Origin of the sequence: Aminobacter sp. UC22_36 (assembly GCF_044056035.1) — a bacterium.
GTDB lineage: Bacteria > Pseudomonadota > Alphaproteobacteria > Rhizobiales > Rhizobiaceae > Aminobacter.
In genome coordinates, this window is sequence record NZ_CP171996.1 from 2441984 (window position 1) to 2466241 (window position 24258).

The window sequence follows — 24258 nt, forward strand, 5'->3', positions numbered from 1 at the left end:
AACATGACGCTTGTCACCAAGCCGGATACGGCCCATTCGCATGCTGTCGCAGTGGCGCCGGCAACGACCTCGGCAAAGATCGCCAAGCCGAACCTGATGTCGGTCGAGCATGCCAAGGCGCTCGATGTCGCCAAGATGACCGACCTGTTCAAGGCGCATCTCAACCCGGGCCAGCTGCATTTCATGAAGCTGCTCGGCTTCCACAAGATCAAGATCGAGCGTGCCGAAGGCATGCACTACATTGATCAGAACGGCCGCAAAATCCTCGATTTCTTCGGCGGCTTCGGTTCGCTGGCGCTTGGCCACAACCATCCGCGCGTGCTCGAGGCGCGCAAGAAGTTCCAGGACGAAAAGCGCCACGAAATCGGCATCGCCTTCATGTCGCAATACGCCTCGGCGCTGGCCTACAATCTGGCGCAGATCTCGCCCGGCGATCTCGACATGGTGTTTTTCGGCTCGTCCGGTTCGGAAGCGATGGAAGCGGCGGTCAAGCTCGCCGAACGTGCGGCGGGTCCGGCGCGGCCCAAGATCGTCTACGCCGAGAATTCGTTCCACGGCAAGACCAAGGGCGTGCTCTCGATCACCGACGGTGCGCTTTATCGCGGCGAGTTCAAGCTCACCGAAAACACCGTGCGTGTGCCGTTCGGCGACATTAATGCGGTCGAGAACCTGTTCCGCTCCGACCCGGCGATCGGCGCCATCGTGCTCGAAACCATCCAGGGCGGCGGCGGCATCAACAAGGCGCCGGCCGAATACTGGCACAAGCTGCGCGCGCTGTGCGACAAGTACGGCGTGATCTGGGTTGCCGACGAAGTGCAGTGCGGCGTTGGCCGTTCCGGGCGCTTCTACGCCTTCGAGCACTACGATGTCGTGCCCGACATCACCGCTGTCGCCAAGTCGCTCGGTGGCGGCAAGGCGGCGATGGCTGCGATGATCGCGCGCCGCGACGTCTATATGAAGGCCTATGGCACGCCGAAGACGGCGATGATCCATGCCATGGCGACCTTTGGCGGCATCGGCGAGGGCTGCATCACCGCCATCGAGACGCTCAACGTGCTCTATGACGAAGGCCTGATCGAGAATTCGGCCGACACCGGCGCTTATCTCTTGGCGCGGCTGGAGGAGCTCCAGGCGAAGTACCCCAAGATCATCAAGGAGGTTCGGGGCCAGGGCCTGATGGTCGGGCTCGAGTTCCACGACTTCTCGCAGACGCTGCCGATGGTGCTGCGCCCGGTGGTCAGCGTGCTCGACGACAAGCTCAAGGGCTCGCTGTCGGGCTTCGTCGGTGCGCTGCTGCTGCGCGATTACGACGTGCTGGTGGCCTTCACTGAATACAACCGCAATGTCGTGCGCCTGTTGCCGCCGCTGACCTGCAGCCGCGCCGATGTCGACGTGCTGATCGCCGCACTCGACAGCCTGCTAGGGCGCGGCATCGTTTCGATCGTCAAGGATTTCGTAAAAAGCCAGGTGAAGTAAACCACCTCGCTTTAGGGCGGATGAAAAAAGCCGGGGCGCGTGCGCGCACCCCGGCTTTTTGTTTTGGTACCCGGTGTCGTTGAGCCGCCTATTTATCCAGCGCGCTGAAGAACCTGGGATGGACGAAGGCGTCGTAGCAGGCATCGAGCTGGATACGGCGATGCTGGGTCAATGCGCTCTTGTACATGTCGAAGAGCGTGGCGTTGGCCGTTGTCGGCGGGCACGTCGGCAGCAAGACGAGGTCCGTGTCGGCGACTGCGGCCTCTTCGGTCGAGCCGGGATCTGGCACGGCACGCATTGGATCGGCGCCGATGGCAATATGCAGTGGCGCCGAGCGGTCCATCAGCCAGGGAAACGGGTTGACGAAGTTCAGCGACATCAGCGTGTTGAAGCGGACGCTCTTGTCGGCCTCCAGCTTGCGGATCGAATCGACTGCTGTGTCGACATTGCTCAGATAGGTGATCTGGAAATCGAAGTCGGAATAGAGCAGCGGCGTCGGCAATTCACCGGCATTGGTGAGATCGGTGTAGAGCGAGCGATGCTCGGGATAGAACTTCAGCATGTGGTCGACACGGACAGCGACTTCGCTGCGCATGTTGACCGCGCCGAGCGTGCCCAGGTTGCGCTGGTCAAGCGGCAGGTTCTTGATCGCGCCGACATAGGCACGGGCTGCGCGTTCGATGACGAACAGCGCTGGCGGCAACACCACAGCGGCGGCAAGTCCCAGCACCGAGAGCAGCACCAGCGGTCTGCTGAGCAGCTTGGACGCCTTGAGCAGGATGGCAACGATCAGCGGTGCAAGGAAGATGAAAGCCTGGCTGCCGGTGTTTTGCGTCTCAAAGAGGACACCGGCGAAGAGAACCGCGAGCAGCCAGAGACCGTTGTGGTCGAGAAATCCTGAAACCGCAGCGGTGAACGAGGTCCGGCGGTCAGCGGCAAAGCGTTCGAACAGCTTGCGCCGGTCGGACCAGAGCAGGACCAGCGCCAGCGCCGACGTGGCGGCAACGACGCCGAAATTGATCGACATGGATTGCAGGAACCGCGGCAGCAGCGTGCCGCTGTTCATCGCCACAAGTCTCAGGATGTCGGTGACATAATGGCTGACCAGGCCGCTGGCCACCTCGATGACGGCAAGCACAGCGGCAAAGATGGCCAGCGCTTCCAGAGCGCAACGAAACTTCACGCGCCCAGCGAGGAATGCGTAAGCGGCAATGATGCCGCCGGCGACGAAGCCGGTGATCTTCAGGAAAAACAGCGCGGTCATGGCGAGCGAAATCAGCGCAACCAGCAGGTAGCGGTTGCGCACGAACATCAGGGCCGCCACCAGCACATACAGCACCTGGCAAACCTGGCGGTTGTAGATGCCGAAAGCGTCCGATCCCGGGAACGGGTAGAACTCGCGGGTATTGAAGGGCAACAATGCAAAGAGCAGGAACGGCACCAGCAGCGCGAAGCCGAGGCCGCGCGAGCGCTGACCGACATCCCAGAGCACCAGCGCCATCAACGGGGCGGTGACGGCGAGCAGCGACCAATGCGCCACAAGCGCCGGCTGCGCGTTCGGGAAGAGCGTCACCCAGCCTGCAAACACATAGTAGCCGAGCGGGCCAACCGGCGTGAAGAAGTCGTTGATCGGTACCTGGCCGTCGAAAATGCGGTTTGCCGCATCGTAGTAGATCACCACGTCCCAGTACATCGGGCCGATCGGCACGACGACGGGCAGTGCCAGCAAAGTGCAGACGAGCAGAAACGCCGCGGCCAGAAGAAATAGCGGGCTTCTTGTCTTGGCCCGCAGGCGCGAACTTAGGGATGCAGCAGGCGGGGAGAAAGTGGTGTTCATCTTCGGTACCTGCAGCAAGCCCAATCGACATGTCGGTTGTTGAATTCAACTACAGGTAAATGGCGACAAAACCGTTAAGCATGTCGGAATGGCCATGTTTGCAACGAGACCAGGATTCCGTTGCGGCTTGTTGGTCGGGCGGCGCATCGGGAAGCAACCGGAAGTGCCAGCGAGCGTTCTGCCGCGACTACACCACGGCTGGGCGGCGTGCGGTGTGCCAAGGCGACTGCGACGCGTCGGTGGCGAGGACACGAGCGCGGCGCTGTCTGATGATTGCCGGCAATTTTTGCGAGGTCGCGCGGCCTTGTGGCAATGTCGCAAACAGGCTGCAATCGGGCCACGCTGCCCTATAGTCTGCCTGCAAAATCATCTCGGAGTCGTGGTCAATGGCAGAGTTTCCGAAAACGGCGAAAGTCGTGATCGTCGGATTGGGCGGCATCGTGGGCGCATCCATTGCCCATCACCTGATCGAGCGCGGCTGGGATGACATCGTCGGCATCGACAAGTCTGGCGTCCCGACCGACATCGGCTCGACGGCGCATGCCTCTGATTTCTGCTACACGACGAGCCATGATTATCTTTCGGTCTGGACGACCCAGTACTCGATCGATTTCTACGAAAAGATGGGCCACTACGCCCGCATCGGCGGTCTCGAAGTCGCCCGCCGTGGCGACGACACCTGGATGGAAGAGATCAAGCGCAAGCTTTCCTCCGCCAAGGCCTTCGGCACCCGCGCGCACTACGTCTCGCCCGCCGAAATCAAGCAGATGTTTCCGCTGATCGAGGAAGATCAGGTGATGGGCGGCATGTTCGATCCGGATGCCGGACTCGTCGTTCCGCGTTCGCAGACGGTTGCCGGCAAGCTGGTGGATATTGCCGAAAAGTCCGGGAAGCTCAAGGTCTTCGGCAACACGCCGGCCCAGTCGCTGATCGTCGAGGGTGGCCGCATCAAGGGCGTCGTCACCCATCGCGGCACGATCATGGCCGAGCACGTCATCGTTTGCGCCGGCATCTGGGGTCGCCTGATTGCTGAAATGGTCGGCGAGGACCTGCCAGTCATGCCGGTCGACCATCCGCTGACCTTCTTCGGCCCGTACAACGTGTTCGAAGGCACGGGCAAGGAAATCGGCTTCCCATTGCTGCGTGACCAAGGCAACTCCGCCTATATGCGCGACACAGGCGACCCGAAGACCACCGAAGGCGGGCAGATCGAGTGGGGCTATTACGAGCAGACCAACCCGCGTCTTTGCCACCCGCGCGACATTCTCGAAAAGCACGAGGCGCGCCTTTCGCCCTCGCAGCGCGATCTCGACATGGAACAGATCCTCGAGCCGCTGGAAAAGGCCATGGAGCTGACGCCGGTCCTCGGTGAACTCGGCTACAATGAAAACCATTCCTTCAATGGCCTGCTCCAGGTGTCGGCCGCCGGCGGCCCTTCCTGTGGCGAGAGCCAGAAGGTGCGCGGCCTCTGGTACTGCGTCGCCATCTGGGTGAAGGACGGTCCCGGCTACGGCAAGCTGATCGCCGACTGGATGACCGACGGGCGCACCGAGGTCGACCACAACAGCATCGACTATGCGCGCTTCTACCCGCACCAGCTGGAAGAAAAATTTATCGAGGGCCGCTGCTACGAGGCTGCGCAGAAGATCTACTTCCCGGCCGTGCACACCCGCGAACCCTATGCCTCGGGCCGCGGCGCCAAGCGCTCGCCGTTTCACGAGCGCGAGAAGGAACTCGGCGGCTACTTCATGGAGCTCGGCGGCTGGGAGCGTGCGCATGGCTACAAGGCCAACGAGCATCTGCTGGAAAAGTATGGCAACCGCGTGCCGGTGCGCGAGAACGAGTGGGACTCCAGGCATTTCTGGCGTGTCTCCAATGCCGAGCACCTGGCGATGAGCGAGGATTGCGGCATCGTCAATCTCTCGCACTTCCACATGGTCGACATTGAGGGCCCCGACCATGTCGAGCTGCTGGAATGGCTTTGCGCCGCCAAGATCGGCGGCGACGGCAATATCGGCAAGGGCATCTACACCCACTTCCTCGACGACGAGGGCATGGTGCGCGCCGACTTCACCGTCTTCCGCATGGCCGACCGCTGCCGCCTGGTGAACGGCGCCGATGCCGGCCCGCGCGACTTCCACTACATGCGCCGCGTCGCCGAAGACCGCGGCCTTGACGTCACGATCACTGATGTCTCGGAAAAGTTCATTACCATCGGCATCTGGGGACCGAACGCCCGCGACACGCTGAAGAAGGTGGTTGCAGACCCGGCCGGCCTTGATCTTGAAAACTTCGCCTTTGCCGCGATCAAGCAGATCGAGATATCGGGCAAGCCGGTCACCGCCTTCCGCATCTCTTATGTCGGCGAGCAGGGCTGGGAGTTGCACATGAAGTACGAGGACGGCCTGGCCGTCTGGGATGCGCTGCGCGCCACCGGTGTCATGGCCTTCGGCGTCGAGACCTATGCCAATTCACGCCGCATGGAAAAGAGCCTGCGCCTGCAGAACGCGGACCTTCTTACCCAGTACAACCTCATCGAGGCGGACCTCGCCCGTCCGAAGGTCAAGGACGTCGATTTCCGTGGCAAGGCCAAGCACCTGGAGTACAAGGCGCGCGAGCACCAGCCTGCCATGCTCTGCACGCTCGTCATGACTGACAACACCGACGGACAGGGCGTCAAGCGCTACCCGGTCGGCACGCTGCCGGTCACGGATCCGGAAACCGGCGAAGTGCTGGTCGACGACCTCGGTCGCCGCTCCTACACCACCTCGATCGCCTTCGGCCCGACCATCGGCAAGAACATCGCGCTTGCCTATCTGCCGTGGGCCTATTGCCAGGAAGGGCGCAAGCTGAATGTCGAGTATTTTGCCGAGACCTACCCGGTCGAGGTGGTCAGCATTGGTTACAAGCCGCTCTATGACCCGGAGAATCTGAAGCCGCGTAGCTGATGCGGCAAACGTCGCGCAGTCGGAAATTCCTGTCGACCGGTCGACGCGGCTACCTCTCCTTGGCTCAGGTCTGATACGTTTAGCCAAACCAGCCGACCGGGGAGGGGGTTGTGGCGACCGTTCGATCGACAAGGCGCGTCGATGCGCTGACGTTCAGGGTGGCCGGGGTTCCCGTCCGGGTCCACTCGACCTTTGCTATTCCTGTGGTGCTGCCGTTCCTGCATGAATGGTTCGTGCGGCCGCAGCATGCGTTGGTTTTCACCGCCATTGTCGCTGTGCTGCTGTTCTCGGCGGTGCTGCTTCACGAACTCGGACATCTTTGGGCCGCACGCCGCCGCAATATCGCCACCGAGCGTATCGAGCTTTATCTGTTCGGCGGGCGTATTTGGTTCAAGCCGCTCAGCCAGCTTCGAGCTCAGTGGGCATGGATTTATGCTGCCGGGCCAATGGTGAACATTGCCATGGGGCTGTTGTGCCTGGCCGCCTACTATCTGGTCTCAGCCTCCGCAGGAGGTGATTTGCAACCTTGCCCCGCCACCGCTCGAGCCTTTGCGTCTGCTGGTGTGGACGTTTGCGCTGGGAGCGGTCCTCAATCTTGCGCTCGCATTTCTCAATCTACTCCCGGCGCTACCTCTCGACGGGGGATTCATCGCTAGGGAGTTGCTGCAGGCCAGGCTGAGTCTGCAAGCCGCGACGCGGATAGTCGGGATCTGCGGCCTCGTCCTGTCGATACTGCGCATAGTTGCCATTCTGTGGGTAGCATCGAAAGGCTTCCTGATCTGGCTGCCTCCGCCCTTCGGTCCGAACTGGCGGGCTGTGCGGGGCATCCAGAGGGCCAAGTCGCCGCGTCGCAAGCAAGTGCCGGAGGAAACTGAGAATTTGGAGTGGCGCGGCAAAGACGGGCGGCCAATCCGACGGTGACCTTGAGCGTGCATGTAGCTTGCCACCCTGCCCAAGGCCCATGCCAGCAAGTTTGCAACAAGAAATCTCAAGCCACGCGGCCTGGGCGTTCCAAGGCCAACTCGACGAGCGCAAGATAAGCAGCGTCGTCGGCGAGGTCCTTCCTTGCAATCGGCCTGCAAGCCCGCTCGAGAAAGCGTGGCAATTCCGCGGTAGGGTAACCACTTGCGGCGTGCTTCCCGACAATGTGATGGAAAAGTCCGGCTTTCTGGTCGGGCTTTTCTTTTGAAGCAGGCGAATCTCGCTTACCCTTCGCAAATGTCTGCCGTGGCCAAAGCTCTTCTCGCAGGCAGTGCCACTGTGGCGCTGATGCTTGGTCTCGGTCCCCAGGCAAATGCTGCCGAACAGGTCGATGTCGAGCTGGTGCTGGCCGTCGACGTTTCGCTGTCCATGTCGCCCGACGAACTTGAAATACAGCGCCATGGCTACGCAGCAGCGCTCACCCACGAGCGGGTGCTGCAGGCGATTGCCGAGGGCGCCTATGGCAAGATCGCGGTGACTTATGTCGAATGGGCCGGATCGACATCGCAGATTGTCGTCGTGCCCTGGACGGTGATTGCCAATCGCGCCGATGCCGAGCGCGTCGTGCGGCAACTGTCGGCCAAGCCACCCAATAGCGCGCGCCGGACCTCGATCTCCAGTGCGCTTGAATTCGGCACCGATCTTTTCGCCGAAAGCGCTTTTCGCGGCTTGAAGCGGGTGATCGATATCTCAGGTGACGGGCCGAACAACCAGGGACCGCCAGTGGATCTCATTCGCGACGCGGCGGTCGCGCAAGGCATCACCATCAACGGCCTGCCGCTGATGACCAATGGCGGCTTCGGCAACGCCTATGACGTCGAGGACCTCGACCGATACTATGCCGACTGCGTCATCGGCGGGCCGGGCGCCTTCATGATTCCGGTCAACGAATGGTCGCAGTTTCCCGAAGCGATCCGGCGCAAGCTGGTGATGGAACTGGCAGGGCCGGCCTCGCGCCACTGGGCCGCCGAGGAAGCGGCCCATCCACCGATCGTGCTTGCCCAGGCGCAGCCGAAATACGATTGCCTCATCGGCGAGAAGCTTTGGCGGGATCGCTCCTGGCTGTGGGACAGCCGATAGCTCCTCTGCTCTTGTTCGTCATTTTTGCCTGATGTCAAAGTTTGGCCATGGGGATGGCTTCTCTGCGCCTTCTGGCCCAAGTCGACGAGGAAAAGTGACGACATGAAACGCCTTGCAGTACTCGCCACCGCATCGATCCTGATGGCCGGCAGCGCCAGCGCCCAGTATGACGGCGATGTCGCCTGCGAGATGTACGAGCATAACGGCTATGGCGGCCGTGTTCTGCCGATGCGCGCCGACCAGTCGATCAGCTTTCGCGCTGGCCGGTTCTGGAACGACCGCGTTTCGTCGGTTCGGGTGGCGCCCGGCTGCACCCTCATCGTCTACCAGCACACCGGCATGCAAGGAGCGTCGCAGGAATTCGACAGCAATGCCCGCGCCATTGGCGGCTGGAATGACCAGATATCGTCGGCAGAATGTATCTGCGACGATTACCAGGACGACGGCGACGACAGCTTTCAGTGAGCTGCTTGGTCAGGCCGCGATCAGCTGCTTGCGGTCGATGCGCTCCTGCTGCGGCGAACGGGCATAAAGCTCGCGGTAGCATTTGGAGAAATGCGACGCCGACACGAAACCGCAGGCGACCGCGACCTCGACGACCGGCATCGACGATTGGATCAACAGATGCCGGGCGCGATCGAGCCTGATCTCGAGATAATAGCGGGCAGGGGATCTCCCCATTTCTGTACGGAACAGGCGTTCGATCTGGCGCCTGGACAGGCCGACATGGTCGGCGATCTCGATCAGCGACAGCGGCTCCGACAGATTGGCCTCCATCAGTTCGATGATGGTCAGCACCTTTGAGTTCTGCACGCCAAGACGCGCCCTGAGTGGCAGGCGCTGGCGGTCGGTCGGGCTGCGGACGCGGTCTGTCAGCACCTGCTCGCAGATGCGGTTGACGAGGTTGTCGTCGAAATCGTCGCCGATCAGCTTCAGCATCATGTCGAGTGCTGCCGTGCCGCCGGCGCAGGTGTAGATGTTCTGGTCGACCTCGAAGAGATCGGCATAGACATTGGCCTTGGGGAAGGCTTCGGAGAAGCCCGGCAGGTTTTCCCAATGGATGGCGCAACGCTTGTTGGACAGCAGGCCGGCATTGGCCAGCACATAGGCGCCGGTGCACAGGCCGCCGACGGCGACGCCGCGGTTGTACTCCTCGCGCAGCCAGGCAAATACCGACTTGTTGGTGTAGGTCTCGACATTGATGCCGGTGCAGACAATGACCATCGACGGACGCTCCGGCCCGGCCATTTTCTTGCGCTCCTCGTCGAGCGAAGTGTTGACGGCGCATTCGACGCTGTTGGAGGCGCGCACGGCCTTGCCATCGATGCTGGCGAGACGCCATTTATAGGCTTCGTAGCCGAGCATGCGGTTGGCGATGCGCAGAGGATCGAGTGCGGTCGCAAAGGCAACCATGGTGAAATCGGGTACAAGGAAGAACACAAGCGATCGTTTGATCGGATGTCTGATGGCGTTCAAGGAACCCTCACGCTGACCGGAAACGGCGCGAACTCGATGTCGCGAATAGCATAGCGTCAACAGCAAATTCCCTTGCTGTCAATGGGTTTGAAGCTGCCGCTAAAATTATATGTGCGACATGGCAAAACGACGCTGGCTCTTTTGGACGAGCAAATGGCGCGATTGAAACTATGCGCAGCGACAAAAGCCAAGGTGAAACGTTGGCGAAGCGGCATGCCGTGAAGATGAGGAATGGCCGTCGCAAAAAGAAAGAGCGGCTTGCGCCGCTCCAGAACTTCGATCCCGGGAGGAGATGGATCGAGAGAAATTCAGCCGACGAGCATGCCGAGCCGATTGGCAGCCATTGCGGCGGTCTGGCCAGGCATCGTCTTGGCAAGGCGCTGGCGCTCGATTGCGGTCGACAGCGAGCTATCGTGGCGGAAACCGAACAGGCGGGCAAAAATCTTCATGACACGTCTCCATGCATCTTGGTTACACGGGGTGCCTTCGCGTTGTGGAGTGGGGCAGCTCGTTTGATGATGCGCATATAGGGCTTGGCCGAGGTTCGGTATGCAGCAAATGCGAAGCGGCACACCTCAAAAACGACACGACATGCGACAGTCTTCGATCTTTATATCTGCGGGCAAGAAACAATCAATCTTTACAGATGGTTGGCTGGTAGGGTTGTCGCCATGTGAGCAGATCGGGTCAGGTGTGCAGCGGTCGCATGGCTGGACGAAGAAGTCGAAGCGAGGGACCTGCCGTAGCCGGCGCGTATGGCAGGTCCTGGCTTGTCTCAACCATGTTCAGGCCGCTTCGCCACCGTGGCCGCGGCGGTAGCCGGTCTTGGAATCGAAGGCCTCGGGCCAGCCGATGTCCTTCTGCAATTCGAGCGGCAACGAGCCGATCGAACGTGCGGTGTGGAAGCGGGCGCGGGCGGCGCTGAATTCGTTGGCGATACGCCCTATCGATGAAAGAATAGACATTGCGGTTTCCTTCTCCTGCTGGGCCGGTTCAAGGCCGGCTTGAGGTGCTCGCCCGGTGGGCACCGCTTGCTTCAACCGTCTCGCGCAAATTTCGCGCTTCGTAGTCCGGGCACTACCGATGCTGGCCGATGGCCGTGCTTCGATGGTGTTGACTATCTCTCACGGATGAGGTTCAATCAAACGAAATGAAATGATGTGTTCGATCAGAAATATTGAAGGTCATTGGCCATGAATGCACCACTCAATCACCCCTTGCCGCTGCTCGATCTCGACGTGCTGCGCACCTTTGTGGCGATTGCCGAGACCGGCAGCTTCACCACGGCGGCCAATGCGGTGTTCCGTACGCCATCGGCGGTGTCGATGCAGATCAAGAAGCTTGAGGACATCCTGGGTCGCTCGGTGTTCTTCCGCGATGCACGCTCTGTCACGCTGACCACCGATGGCGAGATGTTGCTCGGCTATGCCCGCCGCATGCTGGCGATCAATCGCGAGGCGGTGTCGAAGTTCATCATTCCCGACATTGTCGGCGTGGTTCGCCTGGGTTCGCCCGACGATTTCGGCGAGCGCGTGCTGCCGCATGTGCTCAAGCGTTTCGCCCAGACCCATCCGTCGATCGCCGTTGATGTCATCATCGACCAGAGCAGCAATCTCAGGCGCCGCATGGACGACCGCGCGCTCGACATCACGTTGCTGACCAATGCATGCAAGGCCAATGCCGCCGGGGCCGAGGTGCTATTGACCGAACCGATCGTCTGGGCCGGCGCCAGAGGCGGTTGCGCCCATATGCGCGAACCCTTGCCCGTCTCGATCTGGGAAGAGGGTTGCGCCTGGCGGGCAGGGGCGCTCGAAGCACTTGGTCGCGACGGGCGCAATTACCGCGTCGCCTATATGAGCGCGCATACCGCTGGCCAGCGTGCCGCGATCCTGTCTGATCTTGCGGTCGCGCCATTGCCGAGATCGTTCATTGGCAACGAACTGGTGGAACTCGGCACCAAGGACGGCATGCCGGAGATCGGCAACTACAGCCTGGCGATGATCGTGGCGCCCGAGGCCAGCGCGCCGGTCAAGGCCGCGGCCGAGCACATCCGCGCCGCCTTCGAGACCTTCAATTTGACCGGCAAGTTCTAGGTCGGTCGAACTGCTGCTTCAGCGCCTGACAGCAGTGGCCATCGAACGATAGATCTTCGCCATCAGCGACGAGGGCGGATTCCAGTCGAGGTCGCGCTGGATCTCGGGCGGCAGCGCATTCATGATGCGGGCGGTCTGGCGGGCGCTGCGTGCCTGCTTGTAGCGGGCGCCAATGCGGCCGAGATCGTCGAAAAGAGGCATCTGGCCCTCCCATCAATCGGCGTGGGTTTTGGCGAATCAGAGCGCGCGTGGGGTCGATTTCAACACTATGCGCAGGCGCCGGTCGGCCGCGGCAGGCCGGCCGGCGGTGCGCTGGCGAAAGGCGAGCAGGCGAACCTTTTCGGCGAAGGTCATGCGAAGCACGCTTTCGGCCTGGCGAACTCGATCACATTCGTTGCCGGGGCCAAGGGGCCGACGGGCCAGCCGAGTTCGATCTGGATGTCGATGGGCAACGCGTTGATCAGCATCGCCACGCGGCCGTATTTGTGGAGTTGACCCGCGGCGCCCGACCCATGACGGGTTGGTCCGTCGATCCAGCCGAGTTCGACCTGCAATTCGCGCGGCAAGGTGTTCATCATCTTTTCGATGTGGCTGTCGCGGCGTGCATGGCGCAAAACGGCGCCGTATTGATGGAACTCGCCAATGATGGACATGGTCGTCTCCCTGGGAGTGACGGGCCGGCAGCGCCACGCGAGACTGGATGCGCCGCCGGCCAGGCCAAAGTTTACATTCGCTTCTGTTTCAATTTGATATCGCTTGAGCGCTTTTATGTTTCATATTGCGCGCGATGTTGAAACATTCGCCGCTGTCAGCGGTCCGGCGACAAATGGATCGCGCGTTTCCTGTGATGCCTGCCGTGTTCCGGCGCTGGCCAGCCAATGTCCTTCTGGATCTCTGGTGGCAGCCGGTTCAACATCCGTTCCGACTGCGCCGCGTGCCGCACGTTCCGGATGGCCGCACCATAGCGGCCGATGGCGCTCATGATCGACATTGTCGTCTCCTGTTCATCCCACGGCGTCGCGCGCCCTTCGGGACGTGCGGTGAACGCTGCGGTTCGCTTGAATCGGTGCTTGTCCTTTCCAAAACCGGTGTCGATTTTCGAGGCCATGCACGTTTGCCACCTGGAGGCGGACCTCGCTGGTGGCTGACGAGCGGAAACTAGTTCGGGATTGTTTCGTATCGATTTCGCATCGATCGCAACTTACAGTGGAGTGGTTGCGTTACGGAAACACGCCCGATACGTGCATTGTAACACAAAAGCAGTTCGGCGAGGCATGGAATGCCTCGCCGAACCGTCAAGTCTACAAGGGCGGTCAGGTCAGTCGCGGGAGCGTCGAGCGGCGCGTTCCTCGCGTGAACGGCGACGCGGCGTGCCGTCAGATGGCTCGCCTTCCGCGGTCGCCTTGCGCGGCGGCAGCTTGACCGCTGCCGACAGCTTGGGGAACGGATCGACCTTGTTGGGCAGCGCCATGGCGTCGATGAACAGCTGCTGGAAGTGCGGTTCGAGCGCGGTCTCGATTTTCTCGATCCGGCCGACCTCCTGCTCGATCTCGCGGCGATGGTTGCGATTGAGCAGCGCCATCAAGGCGCCGGTGCCGGCGGCATTGCCGACTGCCTTGACCTCGTCGAGATCGCAATCGGGGATCAGGCCCAGAACCATCGCGTATTTCGGGTCGATGAAGGAGCCGAAGGCGCCGGCGAAGCGGATGGTGTCGACGGTCTCGACCCCTTGCTTTTCCATCAGCAGCTTCACCCCGGCGTAAAGGGCGGCCTTGGCCAACTGGATGGCGCGTACGTCGTTCTGGGTGACGGTGATGCGCGGCTCGCCCTGGCGGCCTTCGCGCAGCAGGTAGGAGAAGGTGCGGCCGTTCGCGATGATGCGCGGGCTTTTTTCGGCCATCGATCCGTCGATGACGCCATCTTCCGAAATGATGCCCGACAGATACATCTCGGCCACGACTTCGATGATCGCCGAACCGCAGATGCCGGTGACGCCTGTGGTCCACGAGGCCTCGTCAAAGCCGTCTTCGTCCGACCATTTGTCGGTGCCGATGACGCGGTACTTGGGCTCCAGCGTTTCAGGATCGATGCGCACGCGCTCGATCGCGCCGGGGGCGGCACGCTGACCCGAGGAGATTTCAGCACCTTCGAAGGCCGGGCCGGTGGGGACGATGCGGCAACGACCCGGTTCCTGTTGCCAAGAATGATCTCGGCGTTGGTGCCGACATCGACCAGCAGCATCATCTTGTCCTGGCGATAAGGCCCTTCGGACAGCGTGGCGCCGGCGGCGTCGGCGCCGACATGGCCGGCGATGCAGGGCAGCGTGTAAAGACGCGCGCCGCGATTGATCTCGATGTCGATCTCATGCGCCCAGAACTGCAACGCACCCGAGACGGCAAGCGCAAACGGCGCCTGGCCGAGTTCGGTCGGATCGATGCCGAGGAACAGATGGTGCATGATCGGATTGGCGACGAAGACGCAGTCGAAGATGTCCTCGCGGTTGGCCTGGCCTTCCTCGCAGACCTTGCCGATCAGCCCGTTGACCGCTTCGCGCACCGCCTTGGTCATCGCCTCACGGCCGTCAGGGTTCATCATCACATAAGAGACGCGGCTCATCAGATCTTCGCCGAAGCGGATCTGCGGGTTCGACGTGCCCGAGGATGCGGCGATGCGGCCCGACAGCAACGACACCAGATGCATGGCGATCGTTGTCGACCCGATGTCGCAGGCGATGCCGTAAGCCTCGTTCTTCAAGCCCGGGAACAAGCCGATGATGAAAGGCCGCGAAGAATCCATGTCGCGGTGGACCACGGCAGTTACGCCCCATTTGCCCGGGCTGACTTCCGGCTGGTCGGGTAGCTTGGTGCGCAGGATCTTCTGGACCTGGGCGATGAGATGGGGTGCGACCAGCAGGTCTTTCCAGCCCCAGTCCTTTTCGAGCGCTACCTTCAGCCGGTCGAGGTCGCCGAGTGGCTTGTGCATGTCAGGCTCTTCCAGCTCGACATAGCATAACTGGACGGCGGCGTTGCGCTCGATGACGCGGTCGGTGGCCGCCTTGCGCACGACCTGGGCGTTGATGACCGTATCCTGCGGCACGTCGATAACGAGGTCGCCCTGGATCGTCGCCGAACAGGACAGGCGTCGGCCGTCTGGCAAGCCGCGGACACGCTCGTAGCGCTCTTCCTTCGGGCCCTTGGGTGAGAGGTGGTCGTTGGAAGAGACGATCTTGTGCTTGGCGAAATTGCCTTCCTGCACTTCGACCTGGCAACGGCCGCAGGTGGCGCGCCCGCCGCAGACGCTTTCGACATAGACGCCAAGCGTGCGTGCCGCATCGAGTACGGGCGTTCCCACCGGGAACCGTCCGCGCTTGCCCGACGGCATGAAGAGCACCAGCGGATCGGAGATGTTGGCGGGAGAGTTCATTGCAATGCTCCGGTATGCACCGACCTTGTGGCGATCGGGTTACCCTTGATCTGCCTGCCAGTAACTTCTCCCCATGTGCGGGGAGAAGGAAATTTCTGCGACGGCTCCGTTTCCTCGCCTGAGAGGAAAGCTAGAGGACAAGGGAGCGCGTCGTGTGCCACGACAGGCTGTCAGCCTCGTCCCATGCGCGCTTCGCGTCCGCCGCGGCGGCGGCCGCCTGCGGCGTCGCCTGGCGCGTTGACGGCGACAGGTGCTGCCACCGCATGACCACCCTCTGATGGCTTGTAGTCCTTGTAGGTCTTGATCCAGTTGGTGCAGTGCTCGTCGGTGCCGTTGAGCACATTGGCGCCGCGCACCGCTTCCATTTCCTGCGGACGAACCGGGTTCATGATCGCCGACGTCATGCCGGCGCCGATGACCATCGGAATGAACGCGGCGTTGATGCCATGGCGGTGCGGCAGGCCAAACGAGATGTTGGACAGGCCGCAGGTGGTGTTGACCTTGAGCTCCTCGCGCAGGCGGCGCAGCAGCGCAAAGACCTGGCGGCCGGCATCGCCGAGCGCGCCGATCGGCATGACCAGCGGGTCGACGACGACGTCATGGGCGGGAATGCCAAAATCGGCGCAGCGCTCGACGATCTTCTTGGCGACGGCGAAGCGCACATCCGGGTCCATCGAGATGCCGGATTCGTCATTGGAGATGGCGACGACAGGCACGTTGTACTTCTTGACCAACGGCAGGATGGCTTCGAGCTTTTCTTCCTCGCCGGTGACCGAATTGACCAGCGGGCGGCCCTTGGCAACCTTGAGCGCAGCTTCGATCGCAGCCGACACCGAGCTGTCGATCGCCAGCGGCAGGTCGACGAGGTTCTGGACGATCTCAAGGGTCTGCACCAGCAGGCCAGGTTCGGTCTCGTTCGGGTTGACCGACGTGACGCCGGCATTGATGTCGAGCATGGTGGCGCCGCAAGCGGCCTGCTCCAGCGCGTCTCGGATGACCGTTTCGAAATTGCCGGCGATCATCTCGGCGGCCAGCTTCTTGCGGCCAGTCGGATTGATGCGTTCGCCAATCACGCAGAAGGGCTGGTCGAAACCGATAACGATTTCGCGGGTCGCCGAAGCGACGATCGTGCGGGTCATAGAGTTCTCCCTGAGATATAAAGATTTCTTTATATCGTTGTCTGGTTTCGTTCAAGCGCAGCCGGCCCGCGCCTGCTGTGTCAGTGCGCGGTCTTCACCATGTCGACCTGCGATTCGGTGACGTCGTCATGCAGGATATGCTCAAGGCGTTCGGCGACACGCTGGTCGTCCGCACGGGCCTCGCGCTTCCACGGGCGACGACCTTTCAGCACGCCCGATTCATCGACGATCTCGGCGACGTATTCCTCCTGCCGGTAGGCCATCACATGGACACCCGATACGCCTGATATCTCCTTGACCTCATTGATGATGTCGATGCAGAGCTGCTTGCCTTCCTTCTTCTGGTCCTGGGCGCCCTCCAGGCGGGCGATGATCGAGTCCGGGATGTGGATGCCAGGCACGTTGGCGCGGATCCATTTGGCTGTTTTGGCCGACGCAAGCGGGCCGACGCCGACCAGGATGAAGCATTTTTCGTCGTAGCCGAGGTCGCGCACGCGGTTCATGAAGGTGCGGAACATCGGCACGTCGAAGCAGTACTGGCTCTGCACGAACTGTGCGCCAGCGGCGATCTTCTTGCCCATATGGATGGGCCTGAAATCATAGGGAGGGGCGAAGGGATTGACCGCCGCACCAAGGAAAAGCTGCGGTGGCGTCGTCAGCTTGCGCCCCGACAGGAATTTGCCGTTGTCGCGCATGATGCGCACGGTCTCGAGCAATGACATCGAGTCGAGGTCGAACACCGGCTTGGCGCCGGGCTGGTCGCCTGCCTGTACGCCGTCGCCGGTCAGGCACAGGATGTTGGCGACGCCCATGGCGGCAGCGCCAAGCACGTCACCCTGGATGGCGATGCGGTTCTTGTCACGGCAGGCGATCTGCATGATCGGCGCGTAGCCCATGCGGGTCAGAAGCGCACAGATGCCGACCGACGACATATGGCAGTTCGCCCCCGACGCATCCACGGCATTGATGCCGTCGACCCGACCGTCGAAGATCTTGGCGCGGTTGTAGACGTCTTCGGGGTCGGCGCTGTCGGGCGGGTTCAATTCCGTGGTGACGGCGAATTCGCCCCGGCGCAGCACGCGCTCCAGCCTGCCGCGCGAGGAATGGCCGGGCAGGGGATCAAGCGGCAGGTCGATGCCATCGGGATGTTCGTCGGGCTGGCGCGGGCGCGGCGGGGTCATGCGGCTTCCTTGCTGGCGGTTTCGCGCGTTGCGGCGGCTTGCGCGGTCACCCTCAGCCATGCCGAGGTTTCGCGCAGCGACTGGTCGACCGGCTTTTGGACGTTGAGGATGGCGTCGCCCTTGACCATGTTGCGCGAGCCTTCCCAGGCCTTGACCCAGACGCACGGCATATCGGGTTCGACCTCGCAATTGCCATTGGCGCGCACGCCGCCGCACGGGCCGTTGCGCAGCTGCTTGGGCAGTTCATCGGGCACGACATGCCGGTGGAAGACAGCACGCACTGGCCGCACATGCGGCAGTCGAACATCAGGCCCTTGACCCGCTTCTCGACGAACTTGATCGGGGCTTCGACGCGGCCATAGCCGACCTTCTTCCACAAGGGGTGGAGCAGCAGGAAGATATCGGCGAACCGGCTATAGAACCATTCGAGCATACGCGAATGGCGGATCGACCACAGCCTTATCGTGTAGCTGCGCTGGACGCGTCGCTGTGGCGACACGTCGGCTGGCTTGTAGTCGCTTTTTGGCGCGGCCTTCTTGACCAAAGTCGCCTGGGTTACTGTCGGCTGGGTATCAACCATCTTCCTTGCCGCCTGCCTTGACGAGAGCGACCAGCCGCTCGCGTGTGAAATTCGCATCGATCTCGGTCATCGCCTTGTCGGCTTCGGCTTCAAGGTCGTCGCTGACCGGAACCGGCGCTGCCTTGCGCCATTCCGCCAGATAAGCGTCGGTGTCGCCGGCACCGGTGCGCATGGCGCACATGTCGATCGCTTCGGTGAAACGCAGCGGCAATTCGCGCTTGGCGTTCTGCCGGCCCTTCTTGACGATGACCTGGGCAGGGATGTCGCGCCAGTAGACGATGATCAGGTCGGCCATTTCGGTCTCGCTTTCGATGACGTTGAGCTTTGCCGCAACCATGGAGGTGCTGCTTGTTATGGGACGACGCGCGCGCATTCAAAAGCGACGCGGGGTCGTGTCGTAAAAAGATAAAGGCTGGATCGTGGTGTCGGAGCCTACCAGATGCCGCGACGGATGCCTGTCCAAAGGTACTGCCAGATGGTCGGATGGTACCATTGCTGCGAGGGCAGGCCGGTGTCGACCGGGGTCAACCGACCGGCAAGCGCGTCTTCGACGGCCTTGATGCAGATGTCGCGCGAGAAGGCGGCCTGACGCATGGCGTAGCTGGCGATGGTGTCGCCTTTGCCTGGTTTCCCCCTGGACTGATACAGCACCGAGCCGGTGTCGACGCCAGCATCGACGAGATGGGTGGTCGACCCGAAATTCTCAACGTCGCCGGTCGCCAGCGCCCAGTAGCCGCCATTCATGCCACGATATTTCGGGTTGATGCCGGAATGATAGTTGATGACCGGGCAGGGGATGGCGGCGAGCGTCTTGGCCGACAAAAGCCGGCAGCTGGCAAGAAACACCAGTGCAGGCTCGAGCTTGCGGACGGTCTCGATGAGTTCGGGGCCATTGGCTGAAGAAACCGCAACGATTTCCTGGCCGAAGCGCGGTTTGGTTTCCAGCTTCTCCGCGACAGCGAGGCTTTCGATGCCGGCGTGAAGGAAGCGTTTCCCGACACGGATGAGCACCATGGTGCCCAATTGGCCGACCACCTGGAACCAGCCGAGCTTCCTGGCACGGCGCATCAGCAGTTCGCGTTTGGAGTAGGGCGTTTCGAGAACGACCGATATTGGCCCGAAGCGGTCGGTCAGGCTGTTGATGATCGCCCAGATATGTTCACCGCCTTCGGTGACGAAGACGATCGGCCTGCGGTCCATCAGACTACCCCAGCCAGACCATGAAAGCGTGCGTGGCAAAGCCTGCCCCGCCAACCACCAGGCAGACCACTGCCAGCGAAGCCACACCGACGGCGCTGCCGACCGCAAACAGGATGCCGTCGCGTTCAGACAACGCCAAACCAAGCAGTGCCGTCGCAAAGGCGGGCAGCCAGTTGCCGAACGGAATCGGAAGCGTGATCGAGACGGACAGGATGAGCGCGATGATGCCGATGACCCGGTCGCCGCGTTTGCGCCAGAACGGCCAATAGCGCGGCCGCACCACCTGTTCGAGCCGGACGAGCCTTGGGATGACCCAGTCGGTGACCGTGCGGAACTGCTCGGCCGAAAGCGAGCGCTGCGTGATGAAACTGGGAAGCCAGGCGCGGTTGCTGCCGAAGGCCATCTGCGCGGCGACGATCAGCAGTGGCAATCCAAGGACAGCCGAGGCACCGGGCGGTAGCGGCAACATGTTGAAGGCGGCAAACAGCACCAGCAGTGGCGCGAAGCTGCGCTTGCCCAATGTGTCGCGGATGTCGCCAATCGAGATATTGCCTTTGGCGTCACGGGCGAGCTGGGCGAAGATCGCCGAAAGGCGGCGGCCGCGACGACGCTTTGGCGCGACATCGAATTCGCTCGCGTCGGATTGGTTTTCTTGCCCTTGCATTCAGCCTTCAGCCCACTTGCGACACGTTTTCCGACGTGCCCGTCCCCATCGCAGTGTGCGACGGCCAGGTTAATCCTTGATGACCCCGGAGGGTCCGAATGTGATGTCGCTCCGCGCTGAATGCAACGTCAGCGGCGGAATTCGATGATATCCAGCTTGGATTCGTATTTGGGCGCGGGGAATTCGATGCGCCATTCCGCACGACCGGTGCGGAAAGCATAGCCGATCTGGTCGGTTTCCGGGCCGCTGCCATAGGCCTTCGGCTTGTCGCCGGCGATGAAGCCCGAGCCGAGATAGATCGAACGTTTCTCGCCATCGTCGTAGAAACGCCCCTTGGTGCGCTGCGAGCCGCTCAGCTTTTCCAGCTGCCAGCCCGAGCCGTCGTCGCCGACCTTGCACTTGAACCAGCCATAGACGACGAGTTGGCCGATGCCGCCTGCCTTGATGGTGCGACATTGCCAATTGCCGGCCATGTCGAAGTCAGGGATGGAAAGCTGCGGCTTGGCGAGCAACTGATCGAGAGTGGCCACATCCGCCGGTGCCCCTGCCTTGGCTTCCTGCAGCGCTTGCTTGCGCGTGGCGTCGTATGTCTCGAGCCTGGCCTTGTCGGCCGGCGTCATCAGCTTCTGGACCACGCCATCGGCATGGGCCAAGCTCGCCGAAGCGGCGACAGATGCAGCAAGAATCAGTTTGCGAAAAGCCATGGCAACGTCTCCCAGGGGCCGAACCTCTGGAGAGGAATCAGGCCCTTTGATGATCTGCCGCAGTGGTCGCCGCATTGGCAAGGGCCTGAGGCAGGTCGCCATAGCCGGTGGCGCGACGCTCATAGACGAGGCCGAGCATTTTCGCGGCATCCTCGGCAACCTTGTCGAGCGCCGGATCGTCGGTCTGAGCGAGATAGATGAGCTTTTCGTAATTGCCGAAATAGTCGGTCACCAGTTCGGGGTGGCGGTCGAGGCCGAGCGGCTTGATGAAGAAGGCCTCGAACTGGCGGCACAGGAAGTCGGTCATGTAAAACGACATCATGTCGGACTCGCCGATTTGCGCATAGGCAGCAGCGCCCTGGTAGAAGGCAAAGCAATGCGGGCCGGCGATGCGCTCAACGCCATGCTTTTCGCAGACACGGTCGAGCAGGCCGCCGGTGCCGCAATCGGCATAGCCGACATAGATGTGCTGATACCCCTCTGCCTTCGCTTCGGTAATGGCCTGGTCCATGGCAGGCGCGATGCGGTTGGGGTGGAAATGAAAATCGGCGGGCAGGCAGGTCAGTTCGAGATGATCGAGCGCGAGCTGCTGCTTGACCGCCAAAACCTCGCGCGCGATCATGCCGCAGCCTATGACCAGCAGCCTGTCCGCCACGTCGGGTTTCGTTTTTTGCTTTGCGGCCATGGAACCAGTCGAACCGGCCTTCGTTGCTCTGGGACGAATTTATCGAGAGAGGGAGACACCGTCCATGAAACTGTCACGTCTGGCACCGATCGCCGTCATAACCTGCGCGCTCGCACTCGCCTCCTGCGCCAATACCATTCGCGGCGTTGGCAAGGATGTCAAAGGTACCGCGAACGCCATCGAAGACACAGTCCAATAAGGCACTACGTCGCCGTGCATCTCAGATCGGTATGAAAGGGCCGCGCTGCAAGGTGCGGCCCTTTTGCTTTATCCGGCAGCGCGCAGATTGTGCTTGCGCTTCATGTAGTCCTTGGCTGTTTCGACGGCGACAGCCGCGTCGCGGCAGTAGGCATCGGCGCCCACGGCCTTGCCGAATTCCTCGTTGAGCGGCGCGCCGCCGACGAGCACGACAAAGTCGTCGCGAATGCCCTTTTCCTTCATCGTGTCGATGACGACCTTCATGTAGGGCATGGTCGTCGTCAGAAGCGCCGACATGCCGATGATGTCGGGCTGGTGTTCTTCGATGGCGTTGAGATAGTTCTCGACCGGGTTGTTGATGCCGAGGTCGATGACGTCGAAGCCGGCACCTTCCATCATCATGCCGACGAGGTTCTTGCCGATGTCGTGGATGTCGCCCTTGACTGTGCCGATGACCATCTTGCCCTGCTTGGGCGCGCCGGTGGCGGCGAGCAGCGGGCGCAGGATGAACATGCCGGCCTTCATGGCGTTTGCCGAAAGCAGCACCTCGGGGACGAACAGGATGCCGTCGCGAAAATCTTCGCCAACGATGCGCATGCCTTCGACCAGGGCCTCAGTCAGAACCTTGTAGGGCACCCAGCCGCGCTCGAGCAGGATGTTGGTGCCTTCCTCGATCTCTTCCTTGAGTCCGTCATAAAGGTCGTCGTGCATCTGCTGCACGAGTTCGTCGTCGGAAAGCTCGGACAGGATGATTTCGTCGTCGGACATCTCAGGAGGCTCCCTCGGGGCGGCGCCAAAATGTGGCGGTCGGCTACTGCGCTATACCTAGCTTGCAAGTGCCGCAATTCCATAGCTGATTTGCGACCTCCTGCAAAACGAAAGCGACTGATAACTTGTCGACTTGCTTGTCGATTTTGCGACAGGCGTTGGCGCTGGCAAGCCGTTTCGATATGGGTGCATGATTACGATCTCGCGAGGAGCCGCGACAGGCGGCCAAACGTTTCAGGGATGATGGCGATGACAGAAAACCTCGTGACCGATCAGGAAGCGTCGAACGCGCGGCGCGGGCGTGGCGCAAGCGGTGGAGCGGCGGCACGGCGCGCGGCGCGTTCGGGCGGCGGTCCAGGCACCCAGCTCACTTACATCAAGCGCCAGATCAACGTTTATGAGGTCCTCAACGAGGAGGGGCTGGCCCTCATCGAGAAGAACGCCGACACCGTGCTCGAGGAAATCGGCATCGAGTTCCGCGACGACGCCGAAGCACTGCAGCTTTGGAAAGAGGCCGGCTGTGACGTCAAGGGCGAGCGCGTGCACTTTCCCAAGGGCCTGTGCCGCTCGCTGTTGAAGACTGCACCGTCCATCTATACCCAGCACGCGCGCAATTCGGAGCGCTCGGTGCAGATCGGTGGCAACGCCACGGTCTTCGCGCCGGTCTACGGTCCGCCCTTCGTGCGCGATCTCGACGGCAACCGCCGCTACGCCACGATCGAGGATTTTCGCAACTTCGTGAAGCTCGCCTACATGGCGCCGTCGATCCATCATTCGGGCGGTACTGTCTGCGAGCCGGTCGACGTGCCGGTGAACAAGCGCCACCTCGACATGGTCTACAGCCACATCAAATATTCCGACAAGCCGTTCATGGGCTCGGTGACCGCGCCCGAGCGCGCGGAAGACACCGTTGCCATGGCCAAGATCGTCTTCGGCGATGACTTCGTCGAAAACAACACGGTGCTGACCAGCCTGATCAACGCCAACTCGCCGATGGTGTTCGACGAGACCATGCTCGGGGCGCTGAAGGTCTATGCCCGCCACAACCAGGCTTGCATCGTCACTCCGTTCATCCTTGCCGGTGCGATGAGCCCGGTGACGGTTGCCGGCACGCTGACCCAGGTTCTGGCCGAGGTGCTGGCCGGCGCCTCGTTCACCCAGCTGATCCGCAAGGGCGCGCCGGTGCTGTTCGGCACCTTCGCCTCGTCGATCTCGATGCAGTCGGGCGCGCCGACCTTCGGCACGCCGGAGCCGTCACTGGTCTCGTACGGCGCCGCCCAGCTGGCGCGCCGTCTTGGCCTGCCATTCCGCACCGGCGGTTCGCTCTGCGCCTCCAAGGTTCCGGACGCGCAGGCGGCCTATGAAAGCGCCAACACGCTCAATTCGACGATCCTTGCCGGCACCAACTTCGTGCTGCATTCGGCCGGCTGGCTCGAGGGCGGTCTCGCCTCCTGCTACGAAAAATTCATGATGGACATCGACCAGCTCGGGATGACGCAACGGCTTTCCGAAGGCGTCGACCTGTCGGAAAATGGCCAGGCGATGGATGCCATCCGCCAGGTCGGGCCCGGTAGCCATTATCTCGGCTGCGACCACACCCAGGCCAATTTCCAGACGGCGTTCTACCGCTCCAGCATTGCCGACAACAATTCCTACGAGCAGTGGCTGGCCGAGGGCCAGAAGACTGCACCGCAGCGCGCCAATGAACTGGCCCGCCGCTGGCTCGAAAGCTACGAGGCGCCGTATCTCGATCCGGGCATCGATGACGGGCTCAAGGACTTCATCGCCGCGAAGAAGGCGTCGATGCCCGACGCCTTCACGTGAA

24 protein-coding genes and 2 pseudogenes are annotated in these 24258 nt (G+C 62.0%); 9 read left to right on the forward strand and 17 right to left on the reverse strand.

What is annotated here, in order from left to right:
* Positions 1-3: 3 nt before the first annotated feature.
* Complete coding sequence (locus tag ACHMW7_RS15135; protein WP_395450999.1) at positions 4-1476, forward strand: aspartate aminotransferase family protein; 1473 nt, start codon at positions 4-6, stop codon at positions 1474-1476.
* 88 nt (positions 1477-1564) lie between these two features.
* On the opposite strand, the gene ACHMW7_RS15140 is transcribed toward ACHMW7_RS15135, so the two are convergent.
* A complete protein-coding gene (locus ACHMW7_RS15140) occupies positions 1565-3313 on the reverse strand; it encodes a hypothetical protein (RefSeq protein WP_395451000.1) in 1749 nt (582 codons plus the stop codon).
* A gap of 386 nt (positions 3314-3699) precedes the next feature.
* Here ACHMW7_RS15140 and ACHMW7_RS15145 point away from each other — a divergent pair, with 386 nt between their 5' ends.
* The 5 genes from ACHMW7_RS15145 to ACHMW7_RS15165 all read left to right on the forward strand — a co-directional run bounded on the left by ACHMW7_RS15145 (position 3700) and on the right by ACHMW7_RS15165 (position 8787).
* Complete coding sequence (locus ACHMW7_RS15145) at positions 3700-6261, forward strand: FAD-dependent oxidoreductase (protein ID WP_395451001.1); 2562 nt, start codon at positions 3700-3702, stop codon at positions 6259-6261.
* A gap of 110 nt (positions 6262-6371) precedes the next feature.
* A complete protein-coding gene (locus ACHMW7_RS15150; protein WP_395451002.1) occupies positions 6372-6917 on the forward strand; it encodes a site-2 protease family protein in 546 nt (181 codons plus the stop codon).
* Entirely contained in the window at positions 6823-7182 is a 360-nt protein-coding gene (locus tag ACHMW7_RS15155; protein ID WP_395451003.1) for a site-2 protease family protein, read from the forward strand. Before ACHMW7_RS15150 ends, ACHMW7_RS15155 begins: the two co-directional genes overlap by 95 nt.
* Before the next feature lie 297 nt (positions 7183-7479).
* On the forward strand, positions 7480-8322 hold the full coding sequence (locus tag ACHMW7_RS15160) for a DUF1194 domain-containing protein (protein ID WP_395451004.1): 843 nt from the start codon (positions 7480-7482) through the stop codon (positions 8320-8322).
* Between the two features lie 102 nt (positions 8323-8424).
* Positions 8425-8787: a peptidase inhibitor family I36 protein gene (locus ACHMW7_RS15165; RefSeq protein WP_395451005.1), complete on the forward strand. Its 363-nt coding sequence runs from the start codon at positions 8425-8427 to the stop codon at positions 8785-8787.
* Between the two features lie 9 nt (positions 8788-8796).
* Here the strand turns inward: ACHMW7_RS15165 and ACHMW7_RS15170 are convergent, their stop codons facing one another.
* The 3 genes from ACHMW7_RS15170 to ACHMW7_RS15180 form a co-directional block, all read right to left on the reverse strand.
* Positions 8797-9735: a GlxA family transcriptional regulator gene (locus ACHMW7_RS15170; protein WP_395451333.1), complete on the reverse strand. Its 939-nt coding sequence runs from the start codon at positions 9733-9735 to the stop codon at positions 8797-8799.
* Positions 9736-10106: 371 nt separating this feature from the next.
* Positions 10107-10247 (reverse strand): hypothetical protein, encoded by a 141-nt coding sequence (locus ACHMW7_RS15175; protein WP_395451006.1) that lies wholly within the window; start codon positions 10245-10247, stop codon positions 10107-10109.
* A 336-nt stretch (positions 10248-10583) separates the two neighbouring features.
* Positions 10584-10763, reverse strand: coding sequence for a hypothetical protein (locus ACHMW7_RS15180; protein WP_395451007.1), 180 nt, complete (start codon positions 10761-10763; stop codon positions 10584-10586).
* Positions 10764-10991: 228 nt separating this feature from the next.
* Here ACHMW7_RS15180 and ACHMW7_RS15185 point away from each other — a divergent pair, with 228 nt between their 5' ends.
* The gene (locus ACHMW7_RS15185; RefSeq protein ID WP_395451008.1) at positions 10992-11891 is read left to right on the forward strand and encodes a LysR substrate-binding domain-containing protein; all 900 of its coding nucleotides are present in this window, start codon (positions 10992-10994) and stop codon (positions 11889-11891) included.
* An 18-nt stretch (positions 11892-11909) separates the two neighbouring features.
* On the opposite strand, the gene ACHMW7_RS15190 is transcribed toward ACHMW7_RS15185, so the two are convergent.
* The 12 genes and pseudogenes from ACHMW7_RS15190 to ACHMW7_RS15245 form a co-directional block, all read right to left on the reverse strand.
* Positions 11910-12092, reverse strand: a complete 183-nt coding sequence (locus ACHMW7_RS15190; RefSeq protein WP_395451009.1) for a hypothetical protein — start codon at positions 12090-12092, stop codon at positions 11910-11912.
* Between the two features lie 149 nt (positions 12093-12241).
* Positions 12242-12544, reverse strand: coding sequence for a hypothetical protein (locus tag ACHMW7_RS15195; RefSeq protein ID WP_395451010.1), 303 nt, complete (start codon positions 12542-12544; stop codon positions 12242-12244).
* Positions 12545-12699: 155 nt separating this feature from the next.
* Positions 12700-12999 (reverse strand): hypothetical protein, encoded by a 300-nt coding sequence (locus tag ACHMW7_RS15200; RefSeq protein ID WP_395451011.1) that lies wholly within the window; start codon positions 12997-12999, stop codon positions 12700-12702.
* 210 nt (positions 13000-13209) lie between these two features.
* Positions 13210-15314 (reverse strand): annotated as a pseudogene (locus ACHMW7_RS15205) (ASKHA domain-containing protein).
* Between the two features lie 170 nt (positions 15315-15484).
* A complete protein-coding gene (locus ACHMW7_RS15210; protein ID WP_395451012.1) occupies positions 15485-16453 on the reverse strand; it encodes a methyltetrahydrofolate cobalamin methyltransferase in 969 nt (322 codons plus the stop codon).
* An 80-nt stretch (positions 16454-16533) separates the two neighbouring features.
* The gene (locus tag ACHMW7_RS15215) at positions 16534-17634 is read right to left on the reverse strand and encodes a methylenetetrahydrofolate reductase (protein ID WP_395451013.1); all 1101 of its coding nucleotides are present in this window, start codon (positions 17632-17634) and stop codon (positions 16534-16536) included.
* Positions 17631-18214 (reverse strand): annotated as a pseudogene (locus ACHMW7_RS15220) (methylenetetrahydrofolate reductase C-terminal domain-containing protein). Before ACHMW7_RS15220 ends, ACHMW7_RS15215 begins: the two are co-directional and overlap by 4 nt.
* The gene (locus ACHMW7_RS15225; RefSeq protein WP_395451334.1) at positions 18207-18509 is read right to left on the reverse strand and encodes a virulence factor; all 303 of its coding nucleotides are present in this window, start codon (positions 18507-18509) and stop codon (positions 18207-18209) included. Before ACHMW7_RS15225 ends, ACHMW7_RS15220 begins: the two are co-directional and overlap by 8 nt.
* Positions 18510-18646: 137 nt before the next feature.
* Complete coding sequence (locus ACHMW7_RS15230; protein ID WP_395451014.1) at positions 18647-19414, reverse strand: formyl transferase; 768 nt, start codon at positions 19412-19414, stop codon at positions 18647-18649.
* A 4-nt stretch (positions 19415-19418) separates the two neighbouring features.
* Positions 19419-20078, reverse strand: a complete 660-nt coding sequence (locus tag ACHMW7_RS15235; protein ID WP_395451015.1) for an exopolysaccharide biosynthesis protein — start codon at positions 20076-20078, stop codon at positions 19419-19421.
* A gap of 128 nt (positions 20079-20206) precedes the next feature.
* On the reverse strand, positions 20207-20782 hold the full coding sequence (locus ACHMW7_RS15240) for a DUF4893 domain-containing protein (RefSeq protein ID WP_395451016.1): 576 nt from the start codon (positions 20780-20782) through the stop codon (positions 20207-20209).
* Positions 20783-20819: 37 nt separating this feature from the next.
* Entirely contained in the window at positions 20820-21467 is a 648-nt protein-coding gene (locus ACHMW7_RS15245; RefSeq protein WP_395451017.1) for a DUF1638 domain-containing protein, read from the reverse strand.
* Between the two features lie 64 nt (positions 21468-21531).
* Between ACHMW7_RS15245 and ACHMW7_RS15250 the strand changes: the two genes are divergently transcribed.
* The gene (locus ACHMW7_RS15250; RefSeq protein WP_395451018.1) at positions 21532-21666 is read left to right on the forward strand and encodes an entericidin EcnAB; all 135 of its coding nucleotides are present in this window, start codon (positions 21532-21534) and stop codon (positions 21664-21666) included.
* 68 nt (positions 21667-21734) lie between these two features.
* Here the strand turns inward: ACHMW7_RS15250 and ACHMW7_RS15255 are convergent, their stop codons facing one another.
* Complete coding sequence (locus ACHMW7_RS15255; RefSeq protein WP_395451019.1) at positions 21735-22433, reverse strand: corrinoid protein; 699 nt, start codon at positions 22431-22433, stop codon at positions 21735-21737.
* Positions 22434-22682: 249 nt separating this feature from the next.
* On the opposite strand from ACHMW7_RS15255, the gene ACHMW7_RS15260 reads away from it, so the two are divergent.
* Positions 22683-24257, forward strand: coding sequence for a trimethylamine methyltransferase family protein (locus ACHMW7_RS15260; protein WP_395451020.1), 1575 nt, complete (start codon positions 22683-22685; stop codon positions 24255-24257).
* Position 24258: the final 1 nt, after the last annotated feature.

Excerpts from the sequence above, each read along its gene's own strand:
- ACHMW7_RS15135 (WP_395450999.1), top strand. The coding sequence starts at position 4 with ATGACGCTTGTCACCAAGCCGGATACGGCCCATTCGCATGCTGTCGCA.
- ACHMW7_RS15140 (WP_395451000.1), bottom strand. The coding sequence starts at position 3,313 with ATGAACACCACTTTCTCCCCGCCTGCTGCATCCCTAAGTTCGCGCCTG.
- ACHMW7_RS15145 (WP_395451001.1), top strand. The coding sequence starts at position 3,700 with ATGGCAGAGTTTCCGAAAACGGCGAAAGTCGTGATCGTCGGATTGGGC.
- ACHMW7_RS15160 (WP_395451004.1), top strand. The coding sequence starts at position 7,480 with ATGTCTGCCGTGGCCAAAGCTCTTCTCGCAGGCAGTGCCACTGTGGCG.
- ACHMW7_RS15165 (WP_395451005.1), top strand. The coding sequence starts at position 8,425 with ATGAAACGCCTTGCAGTACTCGCCACCGCATCGATCCTGATGGCCGGC.
- ACHMW7_RS15170 (WP_395451333.1), bottom strand. The coding sequence starts at position 9,735 with ATGGTTGCCTTTGCGACCGCACTCGATCCTCTGCGCATCGCCAACCGC.
- ACHMW7_RS15175 (WP_395451006.1), bottom strand. The coding sequence starts at position 10,247 with ATGAAGATTTTTGCCCGCCTGTTCGGTTTCCGCCACGATAGCTCGCTG.
- ACHMW7_RS15180 (WP_395451007.1), bottom strand. The coding sequence starts at position 10,763 with ATGTCTATTCTTTCATCGATAGGGCGTATCGCCAACGAATTCAGCGCC.
- ACHMW7_RS15185 (WP_395451008.1), top strand. The coding sequence starts at position 10,992 with ATGAATGCACCACTCAATCACCCCTTGCCGCTGCTCGATCTCGACGTG.
- ACHMW7_RS15190 (WP_395451009.1), bottom strand. The coding sequence starts at position 12,092 with ATGCCTCTTTTCGACGATCTCGGCCGCATTGGCGCCCGCTACAAGCAG.
- ACHMW7_RS15195 (WP_395451010.1), bottom strand. The coding sequence starts at position 12,544 with ATGTCCATCATTGGCGAGTTCCATCAATACGGCGCCGTTTTGCGCCAT.
- ACHMW7_RS15200 (WP_395451011.1), bottom strand. The coding sequence starts at position 12,999 with ATGGCCTCGAAAATCGACACCGGTTTTGGAAAGGACAAGCACCGATTC.
- ACHMW7_RS15210 (WP_395451012.1), bottom strand. The coding sequence starts at position 16,453 with ATGACCCGCACGATCGTCGCTTCGGCGACCCGCGAAATCGTTATCGGT.
- ACHMW7_RS15215 (WP_395451013.1), bottom strand. The coding sequence starts at position 17,634 with ATGACCCCGCCGCGCCCGCGCCAGCCCGACGAACATCCCGATGGCATC.
- ACHMW7_RS15225 (WP_395451334.1), bottom strand. The coding sequence starts at position 18,509 with ATGGCCGACCTGATCATCGTCTACTGGCGCGACATCCCTGCCCAGGTC.
- ACHMW7_RS15230 (WP_395451014.1), bottom strand. The coding sequence starts at position 19,414 with ATGGACCGCAGGCCGATCGTCTTCGTCACCGAAGGCGGTGAACATATC.
- ACHMW7_RS15235 (WP_395451015.1), bottom strand. The coding sequence starts at position 20,078 with ATGCAAGGGCAAGAAAACCAATCCGACGCGAGCGAATTCGATGTCGCG.
- ACHMW7_RS15240 (WP_395451016.1), bottom strand. The coding sequence starts at position 20,782 with ATGGCTTTTCGCAAACTGATTCTTGCTGCATCTGTCGCCGCTTCGGCG.
- ACHMW7_RS15245 (WP_395451017.1), bottom strand. The coding sequence starts at position 21,467 with ATGGCCGCAAAGCAAAAAACGAAACCCGACGTGGCGGACAGGCTGCTG.
- ACHMW7_RS15250 (WP_395451018.1), top strand. The coding sequence starts at position 21,532 with ATGAAACTGTCACGTCTGGCACCGATCGCCGTCATAACCTGCGCGCTC.
- ACHMW7_RS15255 (WP_395451019.1), bottom strand. The coding sequence starts at position 22,433 with ATGTCCGACGACGAAATCATCCTGTCCGAGCTTTCCGACGACGAACTC.
- ACHMW7_RS15260 (WP_395451020.1), top strand. The coding sequence starts at position 22,683 with ATGACAGAAAACCTCGTGACCGATCAGGAAGCGTCGAACGCGCGGCGC.